Source organism: Desemzia sp. FAM 23988, from assembly GCF_045528365.1.
GTDB lineage: Bacteria > Bacillota > Bacilli > Lactobacillales > Carnobacteriaceae > Desemzia.
Map to the genome: position 1 here is coordinate 37511 of NZ_JBGQQS010000010.1, position 21983 is coordinate 59493.

Annotated in this window: 19 protein-coding genes; 15 read left to right on the forward strand and 4 right to left on the reverse strand. The window is 40.3% G+C overall.

The window, feature by feature from the left end:
• Positions 1–21 precede the first annotated feature (21 nt).
• From holB to adhE, 7 genes are all read left to right on the forward strand, one after another.
• Positions 22–1023 (forward strand): DNA polymerase III subunit delta', encoded by a 1002-nt coding sequence (holB, locus tag ACEN4L_RS07360; protein ID WP_407096740.1) that lies wholly within the window; start codon positions 22–24, stop codon positions 1021–1023.
• A 68-nt stretch (positions 1024–1091) separates the two neighbouring features.
• Positions 1092–1433, forward strand: coding sequence for a DNA replication initiation control protein YabA (locus tag ACEN4L_RS07365; RefSeq protein ID WP_407096741.1), 342 nt, complete (start codon positions 1092–1094; stop codon positions 1431–1433).
• 167 nt (positions 1434–1600) lie between these two features.
• On the forward strand, positions 1601–2599 hold the full coding sequence (locus tag ACEN4L_RS07370; RefSeq protein WP_407096686.1) for an NAD(P)H-quinone oxidoreductase: 999 nt from the start codon (positions 1601–1603) through the stop codon (positions 2597–2599).
• A gap of 72 nt (positions 2600–2671) precedes the next feature.
• The gene (locus tag ACEN4L_RS07375; protein WP_407096687.1) at positions 2672–3430 is read left to right on the forward strand and encodes a tRNA1(Val) (adenine(37)-N6)-methyltransferase; all 759 of its coding nucleotides are present in this window, start codon (positions 2672–2674) and stop codon (positions 3428–3430) included.
• Positions 3426–3773, forward strand: coding sequence for a GIY-YIG nuclease family protein (locus tag ACEN4L_RS07380; RefSeq protein WP_407096742.1), 348 nt, complete (start codon positions 3426–3428; stop codon positions 3771–3773). Before ACEN4L_RS07375 ends, ACEN4L_RS07380 begins: the two co-directional genes overlap by 5 nt.
• Positions 3751–4632: a 16S rRNA (cytidine(1402)-2'-O)-methyltransferase gene (gene rsmI / locus ACEN4L_RS07385; protein WP_407096688.1), complete on the forward strand. Its 882-nt coding sequence runs from the start codon at positions 3751–3753 to the stop codon at positions 4630–4632. Before ACEN4L_RS07380 ends, rsmI begins: the two co-directional genes overlap by 23 nt.
• Positions 4633–4906: 274 nt before the next feature.
• Complete coding sequence (gene adhE / locus ACEN4L_RS07390) at positions 4907–7504, forward strand: bifunctional acetaldehyde-CoA/alcohol dehydrogenase (RefSeq protein ID WP_407096689.1); 2598 nt, start codon at positions 4907–4909, stop codon at positions 7502–7504.
• A 52-nt stretch (positions 7505–7556) separates the two neighbouring features.
• Here adhE and mscL read toward each other — a convergent pair whose 3' ends face one another.
• On the reverse strand, positions 7557–7964 hold the full coding sequence (gene mscL, locus ACEN4L_RS07395; protein WP_407096690.1) for a large conductance mechanosensitive channel protein MscL: 408 nt from the start codon (positions 7962–7964) through the stop codon (positions 7557–7559).
• A gap of 235 nt (positions 7965–8199) precedes the next feature.
• On the opposite strand from mscL, the gene ACEN4L_RS07400 reads away from it, so the two are divergent.
• From ACEN4L_RS07400 to ACEN4L_RS07430, 7 genes are all read left to right on the forward strand, one after another.
• Positions 8200–9009: a hypothetical protein gene (locus ACEN4L_RS07400; RefSeq protein WP_407096691.1), complete on the forward strand. Its 810-nt coding sequence runs from the start codon at positions 8200–8202 to the stop codon at positions 9007–9009.
• 357 nt (positions 9010–9366) lie between these two features.
• Positions 9367–10395: an ABC transporter ATP-binding protein gene (locus ACEN4L_RS07405; protein WP_407096743.1), complete on the forward strand. Its 1029-nt coding sequence runs from the start codon at positions 9367–9369 to the stop codon at positions 10393–10395.
• A complete protein-coding gene (locus ACEN4L_RS07410) occupies positions 10392–11282 on the forward strand; it encodes a carbohydrate ABC transporter permease (protein ID WP_407096692.1) in 891 nt (296 codons plus the stop codon). The genes ACEN4L_RS07405 and ACEN4L_RS07410 overlap by 4 nt, the downstream gene beginning before the upstream one ends.
• 16 nt (positions 11283–11298) lie before the next feature.
• On the forward strand, positions 11299–12120 hold the full coding sequence (locus ACEN4L_RS07415; protein WP_407096693.1) for a carbohydrate ABC transporter permease: 822 nt from the start codon (positions 11299–11301) through the stop codon (positions 12118–12120).
• Positions 12121–12160: 40 nt separating this feature from the next.
• Positions 12161–13483, forward strand: a complete 1323-nt coding sequence (locus tag ACEN4L_RS07420) for an ABC transporter substrate-binding protein (protein ID WP_407096694.1) — start codon at positions 12161–12163, stop codon at positions 13481–13483.
• Between the two features lie 10 nt (positions 13484–13493).
• Entirely contained in the window at positions 13494–14801 is a 1308-nt protein-coding gene (locus ACEN4L_RS07425) for an MBL fold metallo-hydrolase (RefSeq protein WP_407096695.1), read from the forward strand.
• 89 nt (positions 14802–14890) lie between these two features.
• Complete coding sequence (locus ACEN4L_RS07430) at positions 14891–16456, forward strand: bifunctional metallophosphatase/5'-nucleotidase (protein WP_407096744.1); 1566 nt, start codon at positions 14891–14893, stop codon at positions 16454–16456.
• 190 nt (positions 16457–16646) lie between these two features.
• Here ACEN4L_RS07430 and ACEN4L_RS07435 read toward each other — a convergent pair whose 3' ends face one another.
• Genes ACEN4L_RS07435 through proB form a run of 3 tightly spaced genes read right to left on the reverse strand, consistent with a single transcriptional unit; the run spans position 16647 to position 19852 of the window.
• Entirely contained in the window at positions 16647–17777 is a 1131-nt protein-coding gene (locus tag ACEN4L_RS07435; protein ID WP_407096696.1) for an NAD(P)/FAD-dependent oxidoreductase, read from the reverse strand.
• Positions 17774–19018, reverse strand: coding sequence for a glutamate-5-semialdehyde dehydrogenase (locus tag ACEN4L_RS07440; protein ID WP_407096697.1), 1245 nt, complete (start codon positions 19016–19018; stop codon positions 17774–17776). The genes ACEN4L_RS07435 and ACEN4L_RS07440 overlap by 4 nt, the downstream gene beginning before the upstream one ends.
• Before the next feature lie 18 nt (positions 19019–19036).
• A complete protein-coding gene (gene proB / locus ACEN4L_RS07445; RefSeq protein WP_407096698.1) occupies positions 19037–19852 on the reverse strand; it encodes a glutamate 5-kinase in 816 nt (271 codons plus the stop codon).
• Between the two features lie 445 nt (positions 19853–20297).
• Between proB and abc-f the strand changes: the two genes are divergently transcribed.
• Positions 20298–21875, forward strand: a complete 1578-nt coding sequence (abc-f, locus tag ACEN4L_RS07450) for a ribosomal protection-like ABC-F family protein (protein WP_407096699.1) — start codon at positions 20298–20300, stop codon at positions 21873–21875.
• Positions 21876–21983: the final 108 nt, after the last annotated feature.

Below are 21983 nucleotides of genomic sequence, written 5' to 3' on the forward strand. Positions count from 1 at the left end.
CGTGATCTAATCGAAAATAGAATAAATCGGCTCCAACCTGTACTCATGCAGCAGTTTCAGCAAAAAATGCAGCACAACAAGCTGGCTCATGCTTATCTTTTTGAAGGAGCAAAAGGTACGGGAAAGAAAGAGCTGGCCTTATGGATTGCTGCGGGGCTTTTTTGCCCAAATAAACAAAATGGAATACCTTGTACGACGTGTCAAAATTGTACGAGAGTATTTGAGCAGCACCACCCGGATGTGGTGGAAGTTGAGCCAGAAGGTCTATCGATCAAGGTAGAACAAATTCGTTATTTGAAGTCTGAATTTGGGAAAAGCGGTGTAGAAGGAAATCAGAAAGTTTTTATTGTCAGCGATGTGGAAAAAATGACAGTGGGTGCAGCGAACAGCTTATTGAAGTTTTTAGAAGAGCCTAGCGGAAATGTGACAGCCTTTTTATTGACTACTGCCAAGCAGCGGATCCTGCCGACCATTTTATCCCGTTGTCAGTTGATTCACTTTTCTCCGCTTCCAAAAGACATCTTGCAACAAGAGTTAGAAGATAAAGGGGTATCCAAAAACCAGGCAGCATTGCTGGTACATTTGACCAATGACATTGCGAAAGCTCACGAAATGAGTCAAGATGAATGGTTCATGGATGCACATCCAGTCATATGGAAATGGTTCTTGAAAATTGCTAAAAAAGATAAGCAGAGTTTTGTCTTTGTTCAAACGACAATCATGAATCATTTTAAAGAACGCAGTCAGTACCAATTAGCTTTAGAACTGTTACTGCTCATTTACCGAGATGCATTAAGACTAGCTTACGATGCAGAGGCCTCTCGACTTGCTTTTCCTCGCTACCAAGAAGAATTGACTCAATTCGTGGATAATAAATCATCTAAGATCATTATTTCATCAATAGAAGAAATCTTAGCCAGCCAGAAAAAATTAGAAAGCAACGTCAACGCTCAAGGTATATTTGAGCAATTAGCGATTCGTTTAATGAATGACGCATCACGTTTGCCAGCAAAATCGCGGTAAAAAAGTAATGAATAGAACAAGAAACGTTCTGTTTTGAAGGAGGATCAATGATAAGCGTGGGTGAAAAGATGGACAAAAAAACTTTGTTTGATAGTTTCAATCGTTTAGAGAATGATGCGGGCCAAGCGTTGAATCGAATTTCAGAATTAAAAAATGAAATTGGTGCATTGGTTGAAGAAAATGCTTCATTACGGATTGAAAATCAACATCTGAGAGATCGATTGACAGATTTGGAAAAACCAGATGCTAGTAAAGAACCAGCCGAGACGGAAATGTCAAAATCTCGTTTGAATCTTGAAAAAATCTATGAAGACGGCTTTCATGTCTGCAACGTATTCTATGGCTCAAGAAGAGTCGATGATGAATCTTGTGCGTTTTGTTTAAATGTGATTTATGGCGAACGCCGTTAAAAAGAATCCGATAAAAGTACTTAGTCCAAGCTGGTCGAACGAGCCCAGTAAAAGCTGAGTATTTTTTTGTTTTTCTGAAGTATAAGCGTAATCAGTTCTAAATAGAAAAAAGAAAGTTAGCGTGTTATAGTGGATGTATTTGATAAGATGAAAAGTGAGGGATATCTATGAAAGCAGTCAGCATGAAAAAACCAGGAAGTGCAGCAGAATTGATTATGGAAGAGCGCGCTAAACCAACGCCTCAAAAAGGTGAATTACTGGTAAAAGTAAAAGCAACGGCTATCAATCGAACAGATATTATGAAGCGTGAAAATCAACAATTGAAACCGCCATATCCTATTTTAGGTGTTGAAATGGCGGGAGTGGTGGAAGAAAATAACAGCTCGAATAAGGAGTTTACACCTGGAACTCGAGTAGCTAGTTTAGTGAACGAGGGAAGTTATGCAGAATACGTAACGGTTCCAGCTGAACGAGCGATTGTACTGCCGGATGAAACTACTTTTGAAGAAGGGACAGCCATACCAGAAGTATTTTTAACAGCTTACCAAACGTTGTATTGGTTAGGTGAATTAAAACAAGAAGAAACTGTATTGATTCATGCAGGCGGAAGTGGTGTTGGAACGGCTGCTGTCCAATTGGCGAAACAACTGACTGGCGCAAAAGTAATCACAACAGCTGGTTCAGCAGAAAAATTAGATTTTTGTAAAAGGTTGGGAGCAGACGAAACAATCAATTACAAAACAGAAGATTTTTCTGAACGTGTTCTTGAAATGACAGACGGTAAAGGGGTCGATTTGATTTTAGATTTTATCGGAGCTTCTTACTGGGAGAAAAATCTGAAGTCCATCAAAGTAGACGGCCGTTGGATTTTAATTGGTGTTTTAGGTGGCGCAACGGTTGAAAACGTCAATCTAGGTGCGTTATTAGGTAAACGGGTTTCCCTGATAGGGACATTATTGACCCCAAGATCAGATGAATACAAAGCTGAATTAACGCATGAATTTGCAGAGAAGGCATTGCCGCTGTTTACAGCTGACAAAATCCATCCGATTGTTGATCGTGTATTTCCATTTGAAGAAGCCGCGGATGCGCATCGCTATATGGAAGACAATAAAAACACAGGGAAAATTATTTTGTCTTTGGAAAAAGTGGACAGCAGAGACTAAACTTCCTTAAAACGGAGAGCTGCATTATGCTATAATAAAAAAAGTATACTGAATGAAGGATGTGTGACGTGCATGGACCAGTTGCTACAAAGTGACGAACGAGTAGATCGAATTATCAGTCAAGACTTGGATATTATCCAAAGTCCTTCTGTATTTTCTTTTTCACTGGATGCTATTTTATTAGCTGATTTTGCTCAAGTTCCAAAGCATCATAAAGGAAAAGTTGTCGATTTATGTGCGGGGAATGGAGTTATTGGACTGATCTTAAGTCAAAAGACGAAAAGCCCGATCATTGGAATCGAATTGCAAAAACGTTTAGCAAACATGGCTGAAAGAAGTATTCAGATGAATCAGTTGGAAACAAAGGTGTCCATTATTAATGGGGCAATAGGAGATGCTGCAAATTGGATCAAACATGATTCTGTAGACGTAGTGACTTGTAATCCGCCTTATTTTGCAGCTACCGAAAAAAGCACTCGTAATCCGAACCAGCATTTGGCTATTGCGCGTCATGAATTACATACGAATTTAGACGAAGTGATGAAAGTGACTAGCGGATTATTGAAAATGAATGGAAAAGCTTATTTTGTCCATCGCCCAGACCGATTGTTGGAGATTTTAGAAACAATGAAAGCTCATCGCTTGGCGCCTAAAAAATTGCGGTTTGTTTATCCAAAAATTGGGAAAGAAGCCAATACAATTTTGATCGAAGGTATCAAAGATGGAAAAGATACGGGATTCCGCGTGCTGCCTCCATTGATTGTTTATGATGAAGAGAACCATTATTTACCGGAAGTGAGTGCTATGTTATTTGGAAAAGAACACCATTAGTTATTTCTATGTCTTGTATTGCAATGACGGCACCTTTTATGGCGGCTATACCACAGAATTAAAACGGCGTGAAGAGGAACATAATTCTGGCACTGGGGCCAAATACACCAAACCTGTTAAAAGGCGTCCGGTGCATATGGTCTATGCGGAAGCATTTGCTACAAGAAGCGAAGCCACTAAGGCAGAATATGCGTTTAAACAGCAAACGCGCAAACGAAAAATACAGTACTTGATGCAACAAGGAGTTGAATTTCCTCTTTCCGCAGATTCAGCATGTGTGGTGAATATGGAAATGTTAAACACTAAGGAGGAAACAGCAGATGTTTCAGCAAAAGAGTTTTGAGCCGCAATCCACTGGGACATTGTATCTCGTTCCTACTCCGATAGGGAATTTAGAAGATATGACGTTTCGGGCGATCCGTCTTTTAAAAGAAGTCGATTTGATTGCATCAGAAGATACGCGAAATACGCAAAAATTATTGAATCATTTTGATGTCCATACGAGTCAAATCAGTTTTCATGAACACAATTCCCAAGAACGGATCGGCCAATTGATCGATCGGTTGGAAGACGGACAGGATATCGCTCAAGTAAGTGATGCGGGCATGCCTTCTATTAGCGACCCTGGACATGATTTAGTAGTAGCTTGTATTGAAGCAGGTATTTCGGTCGTGCCACTTCCTGGAGCAAATGCAGCTCTGACAGCATTGATCGCTTCAGGTTTGAGTCCACAACCATTTTATTTTTACGGTTTTTTGCCGCGTAAAAAGAAAGATCAAGTAGAAGCGCTAGAAGAATTGAATTTGCGGCCGGAAACGTTCATCTTGTATGAATCCCCGCACCGGTTGAAAGAAGTGCTGAAGAATATGAGCACGGTATTAGGCGAAACTAGAAAGATCGTTTTATGTCGTGAGTTGACGAAGCGGTACGAAGAATTTATTCGAGGGACGATAGAAGAAGTTCAGGAATGGGCGCAAAACACAGAGATTCGTGGAGAATTTTGTGTGATTGTTGAAGGAAACAGCGAAAGCTCCTTGTGTCCGGAAGAAGATATGAGTTGGCAAAAATGGACAGTCAGAGAGCATGTTACACAAGTCATGGAGGAACAACGCCTGCGCAGTAAAGAGGCTATTAAAGAAGTGGCTAAAATACGCGCTATGAAAAAGCAGGAAGTTTATTCACACTATCATGAGATAAATTAAAAGAAGAGCAAAAAATCCATTTAATTTTCTGTCTAATTAAATGGATTTTTTTGTTTAATTTTAAAAGCACTTAGAGAAAAAATACAGACCATATATGCTCAATTATTAACAAAACAACTGTACTAATTATTCGTCGATCCTGTTATAACATTTTTTAGTTCGAAAATAGAAGTTTAAAATAAGCGAATTTAATCACATAAAATGATTTACTTTCTAAAAAAAATGAGGTAATATCATATGTGAAATAGATAACAAAGTTTGGAGGAATAGGAATATGCAAGAAGTGCTAAGAGAATTTAAAACAAAAGAAGTTTCCGTTGAGGATGTTATTCAAGGGTACACAACTAAAGCTAAAAAAGCGTTGACAGAGTTGGAAGACTTTAATCAAGAAAAAATTGATTACATTGTCCATCAAATGTCGTTGGCTGGACTGAATGACCATATGCGCTTGGCTAAATTAGCCGTGGAAGAAACTAAACGTGGCGTTTATGAAGACAAATGTGTGAAAAATATGTTTGCAACAGAATCCATTTGGCATGATATCAAAAATGATAAAACAGTTGGCGTCATTCAGGATGATGAACAAGCCGGGTTAATGACGATTGCAAGTCCGGTCGGAGTAGTGTGCGGAGTAACTCCGGTAACTAATCCAACTTCTACAACGATGTTTAAAGCCATGATTGCTGTAAAAACAAGGAATCCGATTATTTTTGCTTTTCATCCAAGTGCTCAAAAATCATCCGCTGAAGCGGCTAGAGTATTGTATGAAGCTGCGGTAAAAGCAGGGGCACCAAAGAATATTATTCAATGGATCGAGACACCCTCGTTAGAAGCCACGAATACGCTGATGAATCACCATGATATTGCGGTTGTACTGGCTACTGGGGGATCAGGAATGGTAAAAGCGGCTTATTCTACAGGAAAACCGGCACTTGGTGTAGGTCCTGGAAACGTACCAAGCTACATTGAAAAAACAGCTAAAATCAAGCGGGCTGTAAACGACATTATTCTGTCGAAAACATTTGATAATGGAATGATTTGTGCTTCTGAACAAGCGGTAATCGTGGATCAAGAGATCTATGATGAAGTAAAAGCAGAATTCGAACGTCTACAAGTATATATTGTGCCTAAAAAAGAGTTGGCTTTACTGGAAAATACCGTGATGAATAAAGACAAAACAGCGGTAAACCCAGCTATCGTTGGTCAATCGGCAGACACCATCGCAAAACTTGCTGGTCTGAAAGCACCAAAGGGCACTAAAATATTGGTGGCGGAATTAGATGGAGTGGGCAGTGAATATCCATTATCCAGAGAAAAATTATCTCCTGTATTAGCTATGCTGAAAGCGAACGATACAGCACAGGGATTTGAATTAAGCCAACAAATGTTGGAACTTGGCGGACTTGGGCATTCTGCAGCCATCCATACCAATCGTATGGATCTAGCAGCAGAATTTGGAGAACAAATGAAGGCCGGTCGTGTGATTGTCAATTCACCTACTGCGCAAGGGGGCATCGGGGATATTTACAACAACATGCTGCCATCTCTAACCTTAGGATGCGGTAGTCATGGGCGAAATTCCGTGTCAACAAACGTTTCTGCAGTGAATTTGCTGAATGTCAAAACAGTAGCAAAAAGAAGAAACAACATGCAATGGTTCAAATTACCGCCAAAAATTTTCTTTGAAAAAAATTCGGTCCAATACTTGCAAAAAATGCCGAATGTGAATCGTGTATTTGTAGTGTGTGATCCTGGTATGGTGCAATTTGGATATGCAGATATTGTAGAAAATGAATTGAAGAAACGTTCAAATCCAGTAGCTGTGCGCATCTTCTCAGATGTGGAACCCAATCCGTCTATTGAAACGGTCAATCGCGGAACAGCAGCTATGCGAGAATTCCAACCGGATACAATCATTGCCTTAGGTGGTGGATCGGCTATGGATGCGGCTAAAGGAATGTGGTTATTCTATGAACAACCAGAATCTGATTTTGATGGTGCAAAACAAAAATTCTTAGACATTCGTAAGAGAGCGTACAAGATTCCAGATTTGAAAAAAACACAATTTGTTGCTATCCCTACCACATCAGGAACTGGTTCAGAAGTAACTCCGTTTACCGTTATTACAGATAACGCGATCAATGTGAAGTACCCGCTGGCTGATTATGCGTTGACACCAGATGTGGCCATCATTGATGCTCAATTCGTGATGACAGTGCCTAAATCCATTACGGCAGATACTGGGATGGACGTATTGACTCATGCAATAGAATCCTATGTTTCTGTTATGGCAAGCGATTATACAAAAGGCCTTAGTTTACAAGCTATCAAACTGGTTTTTGAATATTTGGAAGAATCCTATGCTTTTGCTACTGAAGAGGCCCGCGAAAAAATGCACAATGCTTCTACTTTAGCAGGGATGGCTTTTGCAAATGCCTTCTTAGGGATCAATCATTCTTTAGCACATAAAATTGGAGCTGAATTTGAGATTCCACATGGCAGAGCGAATGCAATCTTGATGCCCCATGTAATTCGCTACAATGCTAAAGCTCCTTCAAAACATCAATTGTTTCCGAAGTACGAGTATTTCCGAGCAGATGAAGATTATGCTGAAATTGCTCGTTACCTTGGGTTAAAAGGAGAAACGACAGCTGAATTGGTAGAAGCTTTGATTCAAAAAATCTACGAATTAGGGAAAAAACTGAATATTCAGATGAGTATGAAAGAGCAAGGAGTTACAAAAAAACAACTGGATCAAGCGGCAGACAGATTAGCAGAATTAGCCTTTGAGGATCAATGTACGACAGCTAATCCAAAAGAACCATTGATTGCAGAGTTGAAAGAAATTTTATACGCTACTTATAAAGGTTAAGCTAAAAGACACTTCTCTCTATTTTGAGTGAAGTGTCTTTTGATTTTGTTCATTAGATAGAAGTGCCTTTATCCTTGGCCAGCAAGTCACGGATTTCTTTTAAATATTGCTCAGAAGGAGGTACTTCCACCTCTATCTCTTCTTCCTCAACCTGTTTCATGAATTTGCCTTGGGCATTATTGATGACTTTCACAAATAGAAAGATAACAAATGCAATAATCAAAAAGTCGATCACTGAACTGATAAAAGCTCCGTAAGTAAGTTCTACTCCAACAATCGTGAAAGAAAGGTTCGATAAATCAGATCCGCCGGTAAGAGCACCAACCACGGGGCTGATAATGTTGTCCACAAGTGAAGTCACGATTCCTGTAAAAGCTGAACCGATAACGACCCCAATTGCTAAGTCCAGAACATTCCCTCTAAAAGCAAATTCTTTAAACTCTTGTATAAAATTTTTCATATTGTTCCACCTCCTTGCTTTATTCATTATAGTATTAGATGAATTGTATTCACAAGAAGAATATTTATAGAAAGGGATAGCAAATTTTAATAGTAATTTAGTTTTATTATTATATAATTGAATCAAGGGATTCAGAGTTTGCTTCTGTAAAGGAATAAACACTGAGTGTCTAAGCTGATGAATTGTGTTTACCAATGTATTAGCTTTAAAATAATGGAAACAAGGAGGCTATATCATGAGAAACAAAAAAGTTGCAACAGCAGTTCTTTTTCTAAGTACACTGGTTATTGGAGCATGTGGAAATGGGGGAGGTAGCGCAAGCAACGCAAGCTCTGCAGACAGCCAATCGAGTGTTGAAGTCACTCAATCAGAAGAAGTCTATCAAAATATGTACGATGACAGTGTGGTTCTGTTTGAATCTGGAAAATATAGTGAAGCCGGCGGGACGATTGATTTATTGTTGCAAAATGATCTTTCTGAATATGCTGATTTAGAAGCGAAAGCCCAAGACTTAAGAGATAAAATCAGCAGTGCACAAGTTGAAACGATGAAAGAAGAACCTACTTATGAGTTAGTTGAAAATTCTGTTTATAAAGATGAACGAAATTCTGTATTGATCAGTCAAGAATACGCGGCTGCTACAGGAAATGATATTCTAGAAGCTTCTGATGAAGAAATTAAAACTTGGTTGGCAAGTAAAGAACAAGAAGCAAGTCAACCAGAAGCCACTCAATCCGAAAGCAGCAGTGAGAGTACTGAAACAGAAGAGTCAGAAAGTGTTGAAACAGCGTTAACTCCTGAAGAAGAAGAGGTTTTTGTTTTAGAACAAGTCATTGCACAAACTGGAATCTCTCCAGAAAATAATCAATTCTTTACTTCAAAATTAGATGATGATACTTATCAAGTCGAGATTCGCAACTCTCACGAAGTAGATGGAGTAGAACTGTCCAATATGGTCGGTATGTTCGAGTTCACAATGTCTAATGAACAAGTTAAGAAAATGGACCCGATGACGGGTGAATACGAGGTAGTTGATCCTCAATAAAATGAATAGGCACGATAGAAAAGGGGTTGTCTCATAAAAGAGGCAGCCCTTTTTCTATTGTGTGAAATCTTCTGTGAGTAATCCAAATACATCTCGGTTAAACACGAACGATTTATAGTTATTAAACCTATATAGTTGCTTTATAGATAAAGCCTCCAGTACTACAATATACAACAAATGCACATTTTAAGCAATATGTTTACAAAAACAAAACAAACGAACTTGTTAAATCACGAACTTTACATTAAATTTATGTATCCAAATCCATTCTGGTTTGTTACAATGTTTTTGGATAGGAAAGCAGTAAAGAAAAAATAAGAGGTGAAAAGTGTGCAAGTTCATTTTGAAGAAATTGCTATGGATTATGGAGACAAAGAAGTATTGCATGATCTGAATTTTGTTATTCCCGAACATTCGCTGGTTTCTATATTAGGACCAAGCGGCTGTGGAAAATCAACGACTTTGATGTTGATATCAGGATTAACCTTTCCTACGAAAGGGAAAATATTTTTCAATGAGAAAGAGGTCACCAAGCAAGATGCTGTAAAAAGAAAAGTGGGCATGGTTTTTCAAAATTACGCCTTGTACCCTCATTTGTCTGTTCTAGAAAATATTATGTTCCCGTTGAAAATGGTAAAGATGCCTAAAAAGCAACGGAAAGAACGTGCACTGGAATTAGCCAAGCTTGTACAGATCGAAGACCACATACATAAGAAACCTAAGCAACTTTCAGGTGGACAGCAGCAGCGAGTTGCCATTGCCCGAGCGCTAGCAAAAGAGCCGGATATTTTATTGATGGATGAACCGTTATCCAATTTAGATGCCCGTTTGCGAATCGAGATGCGCGAAGAGATTCGCCGTATCCAGCAAGAAACTAATGTTACCACTATTTTTGTGACTCATGATCAAGAAGAAGCGTTGAGCATCTCAGATCATGTGATGGTATTAAATGAAGGACACATTCAACAAATCAGCGAGCCGCAAAAACTTTACGAGCACCCAAGTAATTTATTTGTAGCGGAATTTTTAGGGAATCCAGCCATCAATACATTTGATGCAGATGATTCGCGGATCAACCTTTCTACGTTGGAACTTCCTGAAATGATCCAGCAGCAAGTGAAGAAAATCGGTGTTCGCCCTGAAAACATCGTCCAAACAATAGATCCTACTAAAGCTTTTTACACGGGAGAAGTCACTCATATCGAGCGGATCGGGAAAGACACATCGATCAAATTAATCCAAGATGGACTGGCTATTGTTGCCAATAATATAACAGGGGAATTTCAAATCGGTGAGACCCTTCATCTGACGATTGACGCAAAGGATGTCCTTTACTTTGATGCTGCAGGGCAAGCGTTGCTGATGGAGGAGGAGGTTGCTCAATGATCCAGAAACCAACTTGGAAAAGCTCTTTAAAAGCCTATATGTACTTAGCCCCCATGTTGATCGTTATGCTGACATTCAATATTTACCCGATTTTTAAATCTTTGGCGATGAGCTTTTATACGGATTACAATTTTTTCCAGGATATCGTCAACGAATATGGTATCGGAAACTTCGTGGAGATTTTCCAAGACCCTAATTTTCATATTGCCCTAAAAAACACCTTCATTTTTGTATTGGGAGTCGTTCCTGTATCGATCGCATTATCGTTATTTATCGCGTTGATGCTGAACAAGATAAAACTGTTGTCCAGTTTTTTCAGAACCATCTATTTCTTGCCTTTTGTAACCAGTACAGTGGCGATTTCATTGGTTTGGAACTGGATTTACCATACGCGTTTTGGATTGATGAATTACTTTTTAGGCTGGTTTGGCATTGATCCAGTCAATTGGCTGACGGATCCTGATTATGCTTTACTGGGATTGATTATTATGTCCGTTTGGAAAGGATTAGGCTTTAACATCATCCTCTTTTTAGTGGGGTTGAACAATATTGATGAGAGTTATTATTCAGCGGCTAAGATTGACGGTGCAAGTCCGTGGCAACGATTTTTAAACATTACAATTCCATTGTTGAGTCCGACAACGTTTTTAGTAACTGTTACGGGGTTCATCAATAATTTTAAAGTGTTTGATGAAGTTTATGCGATGTTCCAAGGCCGACCTGGTCCAGGGAATTCTGCGTTGACAGTGGTGTACTATTTATATGAAAAATTTTATACCGAATACAATTACGGTGAAGCGGCAGCAGCGGGAGTAGTCTTATTCGTTATTATTTTACTTGTGACTGTTCTGCAGTTAGCTTACAATCGCAAATTTGTCCATTATTAAGAAAGGAATTGGCTAAATGAGTGAAAAAGTACAAAAATCCATTTTATATATTTTACTAACGCTTGGTGCCATTACGATGTTGATTCCTTTTGTATGGATGTTGTCAACGTCTATCAAATCTGCCGGCGAAACGATGCAGATGCCGCCAGTATGGATTCCGGATGAGCCTAAATTTGAAAATTATATTGAGGCTTGGAACGCAGCACCCTTTGGACGGTATTTCTTAAACAGTGTTTTGGTGACGGTGCTTTCGACAGCCGGTGAACTGATCACGACGATTTTAGCGGCCTTTGCTTTTGCGAAGATGGAGTTTTATGGAAAAAATATCCTCTTTACGATTTTAATTGCGACTATGATGGTGCCGGGAGAATTGTTGATTATTCCGAACTTTGTAACCTTGTCCCGATTTGATTTGATCAACACGTATGCCGCACTGATTGTTCCTTGGCTGGCAAGTATCTTTTCTGTGTTTGCATTACGTCAGACTTTTCAAGGCGTACCGAATGAGTTGTATTACGCTGCAAAAGTGGATGGCTCCAGTGACTTCCGTTTTTTATGGTCCATCATGGTGCCTTTAGGAAAATCTTCAATTGTAGCGATTGCGATTTTAAAAATTATCGGCAGCTGGAATTCATTTATGTGGCCGTTGATTGTGACCAATGACACCGAGCTTCGGACATTACCTGTTGGATTGCAAGCTTTCACAACCGAAGCAGGAACACGCTTTGAGCTGTTAATGGCGGCTTCAACAATCGTTATTATCCCAATGGTCATCATTTATGTTTTTCTTCAAAAACAGATTATTGCTGGGATATCTAAGAGTGGGTTAAAAGGGTAAAAGCCCAAAAAAATATACATATAAGGGAGAGAAAGAAGAAATGAAAAAGTCTAAAAAGTTGTTGGCAGGAGCAGTTACATTAATGAGTGCGTTTGTATTGGGAGCTTGTGGAGCTGGTGAAGGGGAAACGGCAACAACGGAAGAAAACAGTTCAGCAGATGCAACAGGCGAAACTGTTGAAATCACGTTTTGGCATGCGATGAATGGACCTCACCAAGAAACCATCACGAAATTGACGGATGCGTTTAATGAATCACAAGATCAATACGTGGTTGAAGAACAAAACCAAGGCGATTACGATACACTGCAACAAAAAATCATGGCATCTGGCGTTTCTGGCGATTTACCAACAATGGCTCAATTGACTCCAGGGGATGTTCCAGATTTAGCGGACAACAATTTATTGGTTCCTTTAACAGATATACTTGTTAGCGACACTGGCTTTACTCAAGAAGCGATGGACGATATTTATGAAGGATTCTTAAGCAGTTCAACATACAATGAAGAACTATATGCCATGCCTTTCTCCAAATCAACTCGGGTAATGTATTTCAATCAAGATATTCTAGACGAATATGGCGTTGAAGTCCCAACAACTTGGGAAGAAGTATCCGCTCTAGGAGAACAAATGGTAGCTGCTGGAGACGATGCGGTAGCTCTTGGTCTTGAAAATTCATATGAAATGGAGTACGAAACATTGGCTCGTCAAAACGATGCAGAATTTATCAATGGCGAAACGTTGACTACTGATATCGGCGGCGAAGAAAGTGTCGAAGCTTTAACACTTTTAATGGACTTGATTGATCATGGATATGCTCGTACAGCAGGTGAAGATGGATTCTTCTCTGGTCCATTTGGCCGCGGAGAGAGTGCTCTATACATTGGTTCAAGTGCTGGTTTAGCTCACGTAGTTCCTGTTGCTGAAGAAAATGGCATCAACTGGAGCACAGCTGAACTTCCTGCTTACAACGATACTCAATTGACTTTATTTGCAGGAAATGACTTAGGCGTATTCTCATCTGCAACAGAAGAAGAACAACAAGCTGCGATTGCTTTCATGGCTTTCTTATTAGAACCTGAAAATACAGCTACATGGGCAATTGAAACGGGTTATGTGCCAATTCGCCGTTCAGCATTAGAAGTGGAAGAATACAAAACATATTTAGAAGAAAACCCTCGTGCACAAGCAGCTAACTTAGAATTAGAATATGGGATGTCTTCTCCTTCATTTGTAGGTTCTGGAGAATACCGCAATAATCTATTGGAAACGCTAGATGGTGTATTGGTAAATGATGCAGATATTCAAGAATCATTGACTCAACTAGAAGAATCTACTCAAGCACTATTAGACGAAAACAAATAGGAGCGATTGAATGACGACATTTCAGATTTGGAATGGTCTGAATACAATTGGCGGAAATATTGTTGAAATACAGACAGAAACAGCGCGAGTTATCTGTGATTTTGGACTAACGGGTATTGGAAAAGGGATTGAAAATACCGATGGGCTTAGTGAAATGGAATATTTGATCAAACATGGTTTTATGCCTGCTATTCCTGAATTATATGATACTTCAGCATTTCAAACGATAAAACTGTCTTCAATTGAAGACAGTTCACTGGAAACAGCAATTTTTATCTCTCACTTGCATTTGGATCACATGGGATTATTGAAATACTTGCCCGCTACAACGAAAGTTTATCTTTCAGAAGAAACAGACAAATTGTACCAGACATTAGTAGCAGTAGGAGAAGAAGATAAGAGTCATGTGGAACGCATTACTTTTAGCGATGACGAAAAAATTCAGATTGGTGATATTCAAGTCCAACCTAAATTGACCGATCACGATACGATAGGAGCTTGCGCCTTTTTTATTGAAGCGCCAGGATTGAAATTAATTCATTCAGGCGACGTGCGTTTGACAGGGTATTATCCGGAACGCGTTGAAAAATGGGTGCAAGAGGCTGCAGAGTGGCATCCTGATGTATTGTTGCTGGAAGGGACCACGTTTAGTTTTGAAAGTTCAAAAGAATCTGGTTTCGATTCAGAAAAAGGGTTAGTAGAAAACTGGAAGCAATTGCTCCAATCCACAATCGATCAAATCATCTTTTACAATCCGTATATTCGGAATGTGGATCGATTACGAAATGTTTCTCTAGCAACAGAAGAATGCGGTCGCACCTTTGTGTTTGAGGAATCTTATGCTCAGTTAATGAACACTTTCTATCCAAATGAAACATGGACAGTCTTGACGGAATCAGCAACGGATCTTCAAGAACAGTCTGGTACAAAGTGGATTTCTTTAGCCGAAGTGCAGCAACATCCGGAACAGTATGTGTTGCAAAACAGCTTTAAAAATATAGAGGCAGTATCGGCATTTGATAAAGGTATTTATGCTCACAGCAATGGCGAACCCCTTGGTGATTACGACAACAACTATGCCGTTTTATTGGACAAATTAGCTGCCAATCAGTTTGAGTTTCTGCCATTTAGCACCAGTGGACATGCGGCTCAAGGAGACTTGATCGGTATTGCCCAAAAAGTGCACGCCAAACACACAATACCTTGGCATACATTTGAACCAGAAAAAATGCACCGAAGATTTATTGCAGAAGGAGTGCCTTCTTTATTAGCAGAAAAAGGAGTAGTTTATTCTGCGAGTGAAATTGAACAGGACTAACCATAATGCATCAGGAAACCATTTGGCGATAACAGCTAAATGGTTTTCTGTGTTAAAATCAATCATATTAAGAGATGGAGATGACGCAAATGGAATTGACGATTCTAGAAACGAGTGACTTGCACGGTTATTTATTTCCGACTACTTATCAAAAAAGAAACATGGACGAACCGTTTGGTATTTTAAAAGCCGCAACGGTCTTTAAAGAAGAACGTAAAAAAGCCAAGGGGCCTGTATTTACAGTGGAAAATGGAGATTACATCCAAGGTTCTTCTTTAAGTTACTACTTGGCTAAACAGCGAAAAACTCCTGCAGAATTGATGCAAGCATTGAACGCGATGAAATATGATGTAGGAGTCTTGGGCAATCACAGTTTTAACTATGGGCTGGAGTATTTGAAAAAAGGCATCGCAGCAGCTGATTTTCCGGTGATGTCAGCCAATATTTTGAATGTACAAAATGAACCAGCTTTTGGCAAAGGATATGGCGTATTTGAAAAAGAAGGCGTGAAAATCGGCTTTCTAGGATTGACGACGCAATACATTTCGCAATGGGAGCATCCGAATCACTACGCAGGCTTGTATTTCCAATCTGCCGTAGCCTGCGCCAAAGAGATTGTTCCTGTACTGCGCGAAAAAGCGGATATTGTAGTAGTCAGTTACCATGGCGGTTTTGAACGGGATCTGAAAACAGGCAAGCCGACTGAAGTATTGACCGGTGAGAATGAAGGGTATCATTTGCTGAGTGAAGTGAAGGGAATCGATGTGCTGCTGACAGGCCACCAACACCGCACGATCGCAGAAATGGTGAATGGAGTTGCAGTCATTCAACCGAGTGACAAAGGCAGTTATGTGGGAAAAGTAACGGTGGAGCTGGACAAAGCAGCTGACGGATACAAGATTGCAGCCATGATCCCGAGTTTGATTTCAGTGAAAGATGTGAAAGGCGATGAAACAATGAGCCGTCATTTTGAACCGCTGCATCAAGAAGTAGAGGACTGGCTGGACCAGACAGTCGGAGTGGTAAAGGGGAACATGAATATTACTGATCCGCATCAAGTCCGAATCAAAGAACATCCCTATATTGAATTGATCCAAAAAGTGCAAATGGATGCTACGGGAACTAGTATTTCAGGGACTGCTTTATTCAATAATCAAGGAACTGGGTTTGATACCACAATCACCACACGGGATATCGTAACGAATTACATTTATCCCAATACATTAGCGGTGTTAAACATTACCGGGGCTGATTTGAGAGCAGCACTGGAGCAATCTGCAGGTTATTTTGCTTTGGAAAGCGATGGTACGATCGGAGTGAATCCCGACTTTATGGATCCGAAGCCGCAACATTACAATTACGATATGTATGAAGGTGTTGAGTACACGATCGATGTCGCTAAACCGATAGGATCGCGAATCGTGGAGTTGACCAAAGACGGCAAACCTATTCCAGATGATGAGCTGTTAGAAGTGGTTACCAATCAATACCGCGCTGTTGGCGGCGGGGATTATATGATGTTTGATGCGTCAAAAATCGTACGGGAAGTCACCACAGACATGAGCGAACTGATTGGAGAGTACATCAAAAAGAACCCTGTAATCAACGCGACAGTAAATGATAATTTTAAAGTCGTTGTGGGAGAAGGGGAATAATAGTAGATAAAAGGAGTGTCTGTGAATGTTGACAGGCACTTTTTTGTATTTGATGGTTTAAAAGATTGTGAAAAATCTAAAGGAGTTTTCTATGTATAAGCGAAAATCATAAAATAAAAAACACCCTAACTAGCGCTCGCAATACATTGAGGAGCGCTAGTTAAGGGGATCTAGTGGATAACTAATTTTGTTATCTTTTAATGTAATTTTCAATCGGATAATCTTCCACAGGCAAATCGGTAGTCCCTCCGTTAATCAGTTGCGTTAGGATTTTTGCAATCATTGGACCGCTTGTCAATCCAGAAGAACCTAGTCCGCTGGCGGCATATAATCCAGGAGCGTCAGGGACTTCACCGAAAAACGGGGCAAAGTCAGACGTATAAGCACGCGTACCCACGCGAATCCCTTTGATTTCTGCATCAGCTAGTTGTGGAGCCATTTCGATGGCTTCATCCAACATCATGCGCAATTGTTGTTTGGTCGGCTCTAAATCGTATCCTTGATCATTTTCGTGAGTCGCACCGACAATAATTTTTCCGTTGGCAAAGGGGATGATGTCTTTTTCCCCATCCGGCATAACCAGGGGCCAATCGTCAGTTGCAGCGTCCAGATACAATTCGACCAATTGGCCTTTTTGAGGTCGGATATCCACCGTGTAACCTAGTGGTTCAAGCAGTCTGGGCAGCCAAGCACCGACTGCCAAAATGACTTTATCAAATGACTGCGTGCTAGTTTCGGATTTTAGAGAGTACCGTTGTTTTGCGGCATCTACTATAGTAAGTTCTACAGCAGCATGGATAACGGCAGCGCCGTTTTTCTGAGCTTGTTCTTTTAATTTGCTGGTCAATAAAGCACCATCAACTTTAGCGCCGCCTGAAGCGAACAGAGCATCCTCTTCAACATCAAGAAGCGGCATCTTTTCTTTGATTTCTTCAGGCGACAAGATGGCTAACTCTCCAATAGTAGGTGCGTCTTCGCGTCTTTTTAATGCGATTTTTTCTAATTTGGACAGTAGTTTCGGCGTTTTTTTAAAGACCAAGGTCCCAACTTGACGGTAAATATCCGAACGAGCAGGGTCTTCGCCTAAATCTTGCATCAATTGAGGGTAAAAGGCCGCACCGCTAGCGGCTAATTGGTACCACTGCTTGTTCCGGCGTTGTGATAACCACGGGCAAATAATCCCCGCTGCAGCTGAGGTAGCTTGGCCCGTTCCACTATCATAAAGCGTCACATCATACTGCGATTGTTGGCTGAGGTAAAAAGCTGTTGTGGAGCCGACAATTCCCCCGCCCACAACAGCAATCTTCAATTTTTCACTCATCGTATTTGACCATTCCCATAGATAATGGTTTTGTAAGAAGTTAATTCAGGCAATCCCATTGGTCCGCGAGCGTGGATCTTCTGAGTGCTGATGCCGATTTCTGCTCCAAACCCAAATTCAAATCCATCTGTAAAGCGAGTAGAAGCGTTGACGTAAACAGCAGCGGAATCTACTTCACGCAGGAATTGCTGACTAGCGGCATAATCATCGGTCACGATCGCTTCGGAATGCCCCGTGCTGTAACGATCGATGTGTTCAACGGCTTCTTCCAGACTTGAAACCACTTTGACCGCTAAAATGTAATCCAAGAATTCCGTTTCCCAGTCTTCTTCAGAAGCAAGAACCGATTTGGACAAAATAGCGCCAGCTCTTGCGTCTGCACGTAATTCAACAGTGTATTCAGACAAGGCTGTTTCAATTTCAGGTAAGAAAGCAGCAGCCACATCTTCATGAATCAACAATGTTTCAGCAGCGTTGCATACAGACGGACGTGAGCATTTAGCGTTGACGATGATGTCTTTGGCCATTTCAAACTGAGCATCTTTATCGATATACACGTGGCAATTGCCTATACCTGTTTCAATCACCGGAACTGTAGCATTTTCCACAACTGCTTTGATCAAACCGGCTCCTCCTCGAGGAATCAAAACATCTAAATAATCTGTCAGTGTCATCAATCCTGTAGAAGAAGCTCGGGAAGTATCTTCGACCAATTGGATCGATTGTTGAGGGAAGTTCGTTTGGCTAAGCGCTTTTTGTAAAACAGCAATGATTGCTTTATTGGTGTGGATCGCTTCTTTACCACCGCGTAAAATAACGGCATTACCAGATTTAAAGCACAATACACCAGCATCTGTTGTGACGTTTGGACGGGATTCATAGATGATTCCAATTACACCTAGAGGCACACTTTGACGGCCGATAGTCAAACCATTGTCCAGCGTGCGCATAGAGTGAACGGTGCCTATTGAATCTGGAAGGCTTGCTACTTGTTTGATGCCTTCTGCCATAGCGAGGACTCTTTCTTCATTCAATGTCAGGCGGTCCAACATCGTTCCTCTAATACCGTTGCTTTCGGCAGCCGCTAAATCATGTTGATTCGCTGTTAGAATATCTTGTTGGTGCTCCATGATCATTTCACTCATGATCTTAAGAGCTCGATTTTTCTCTTGAGCAGAAGCTTGAGCTAATTTGCGCGAAGCTTTTTTTGCATGCATGCCTAACTGAGTTAAACTTTCCATAGTAAACTTCCTTTCTGGTTAATCTTTAGGAGTAAATAAAGTACCTACTTCTTTGCCGACCACAATATCAAAAATCGTGTCCGGTACTTTTCCGTTTGTTAAGACCATTTGTGCTTGGAGTTTGAGCATGTGCTCTGCAGCTTTTAACTTTGTAATCATTCCACCCGTTCCAAATCGAGAACCTTGGCCGCCCGATTGTTGGTAATGAGCGTCGGTGATGTCGTAAATTTCAGAAAATAAGACAGCATCTTGATGCGTATTCGGATTTTTATCGTAAAAACCAGCGACATCTGTCAGCATGATCAATAGATCGGCATTTGTAATTTCAGCAACGATCGCAGACAATTGATCGTTATCACCAAATTTAGTCAAATGATCCAGCTCTTCTACAGAGACCGAGTCATTCTCATTCACAATAGGGATGACGCCTGTTTTCAGCAATTGTTCAAATGTGTTTGAAGCGTTCAAACGACTTTCAGGAAATTCTACGATGTCGCGGGTCATTAGGATTTGTCCAATGACTTGACCGTAACTCAGGAAGAATTTGCTGTATAAATTCATAAGTTGACTTTGGCCGATAGCCGCTACAGCTTGTTGTTCAGGTATCGTTGCTGGTCGTGTGGATAAATTAAGCAGATCCATGCCCACGCCAATTGCGCCAGATGAAACTAAAATAATGTCTTTTCCTCTATTTTGCAAGTCAGTCAGTACAAACGCCAACCGCTCAATGCGTTCCAAATTGACGCTCCCATTCGGATACATTAAAGTGCTCGTACCCACTTTAATAATAATACGTTTGCTGTTAGCAACTTTTTGTCTAGCTAATGTATTCAAGTATGTCCCACCTTAATGTTAGATAACTAATTCATCATTTTAGTGATTATTGTATCAGTTTAACGCAAGAAAAACCACCACTGCAAGAAACGGATTAGGATGAAAGGCCTTTAGAATGAAAGGAAGCACATTTTCAAATGGCGCTTAGAGGACAAATGAGTGTTCAATACAAATACTTGTATCGAGATGAATAAATTGCTAGAATAAAGGTGTAGAAAAACTAAGAAAGGTACAGGTGCAGGCCGATGCGTATTATTCAATCTTAATTCAGATCAATAGTGTGTTGTTCATAGAAAAAACGAAGAAATTTCAGTTTATTTGATATGGACAAAATGACAGGACTGAACGTAGATTGAATGGAACATAATGGCTTATACCTATACTGTAAATAGGTTTATTTAATTATGTGCAGGCAATCTTCTTCAGAATTGAAGGAGGTTTTTTTATGCTTATAGAAGTAAAACAACTTGAAAAGTCCATTGGCGAAAAGAATTTATTTACGATTCCTGAATGGCATGTTTATGAAGGCGATCGGATCGGTATTGTAGGAAGAAACGGGTCTGGTAAAACAACTTTGCTGAACGTCTTGGCTCAAAAAGAAACACCGGACACCGGAAGTATCCAGACCAATGGAACTATAGGATTTATTGAACAATTGCCAGACCGGGAGCCGTTGGATACATTAAGCGGTGGCGAACACACGAAAGAGCAAATCAACAGAGCATTGTCTATCCAGTCTGGGATTTTATTTGCAGATGAACCTACTAGTCACTTAGACTCAAATGCTCGTCAATATTTGGAAAAACAATTGCAACAGTTCATGGGGGCTGTCTTAGTGATCTCGCATGATCGAGCTTTTTTAAATCGTATCTGCAATCGGATCGTTGAGATCGAAGAAGGTGAAGTACGATTTTACACGGGAAATTATCAAGACTATCGAAAGCAAAAAGATCAGGAAAAAGATTTGGCTCAACAAGAGTATGAAGCTTATGTCAAAGAAAAGAAACGGTTGAAAAAGGTCATGACCAGTACTCATCAGAAATCAGAGAATGTACGCAGAGCGCCTAAACGTATGGGGCCTTCTGAAGCTCGTTTGCACAAAATGGGCGGTCAAGGGGCACGCAAAACGTTGGATAAAGCAGTGAAAAATTACGAAAAGCGCATCGAACATCTGACTGTTAAGGAAAAGCCTGTAGATCTTCCGCCAGTCAAAATCCAATTGGATAAAGGCAGAGAAATCCACAATCCGATTTTGATCTCAGGGTCGAAAGTGCACAAAAGGTTCGACTCACGAGTCTTATTCGACAACACCGACTTTCAATTGCTGAACCATTCCCAAACGGCTTTGATCGGTGCAAATGGTTCTGGTAAAACCACATTGATCAACATGATTTTTCAAGCAGGCAAAGGAATTCATTTAGCCAAAAACATCCACTTCGGGTATTTCAGCCAAGCATTGGACTTGTTGGATGAATCAGAAACGATTTTAGAAAATGTGATGAGAAAAAGCACCAAAGAAGAATCCTTTGTCCGTATGCTGTTGGCGCGATTGTTGTTTAAAGGGGCTGAAGTATTCAAGCCTGTATCCGTTTTGAGCGGCGGAGAGAAAAACAAAGTTTCTTTAGCATTGCTGTTGGTGAGTGATGCGAATGTGCTGGTATTAGACGAGCCGACGAACTATCTGGATATCGCCTCTATGGAAGCTATTGAAGAAGCTTTAATGGCATACGAGGGGACAATTCTATTCGTGTCTCACGACGAACAGTTCGTTAAAAATGTTGCGACTCACATTTGGCAGATTAAAGACCGGAAAGTTTTAGTGTCAGAAGTATTTGCAAAAGAAGCTTCAGCCCTACTGCCAGCAAAACAGCGCGAAGCTGGCAAAGAGGAGTTGTTGGTGTTGGAGAATCGATTGAATGCAGTCATTTCAAAACTATCACTATTGACCGGAAAAGAGTCGAAAGACCTATTGGAAAAAGAGTATACTGAACTACTTCAGCAGATCCGATTGCTCAAAAAATAATGTTAACCTGAGATGGCAGCTTTAAAAGTTCTTAACCGACTTTTGAAGCTGCTTTTTTTTGGCTTAAACATCAAGGGGCGGTACTGAATGATGAAGCAAGCGGCTCAA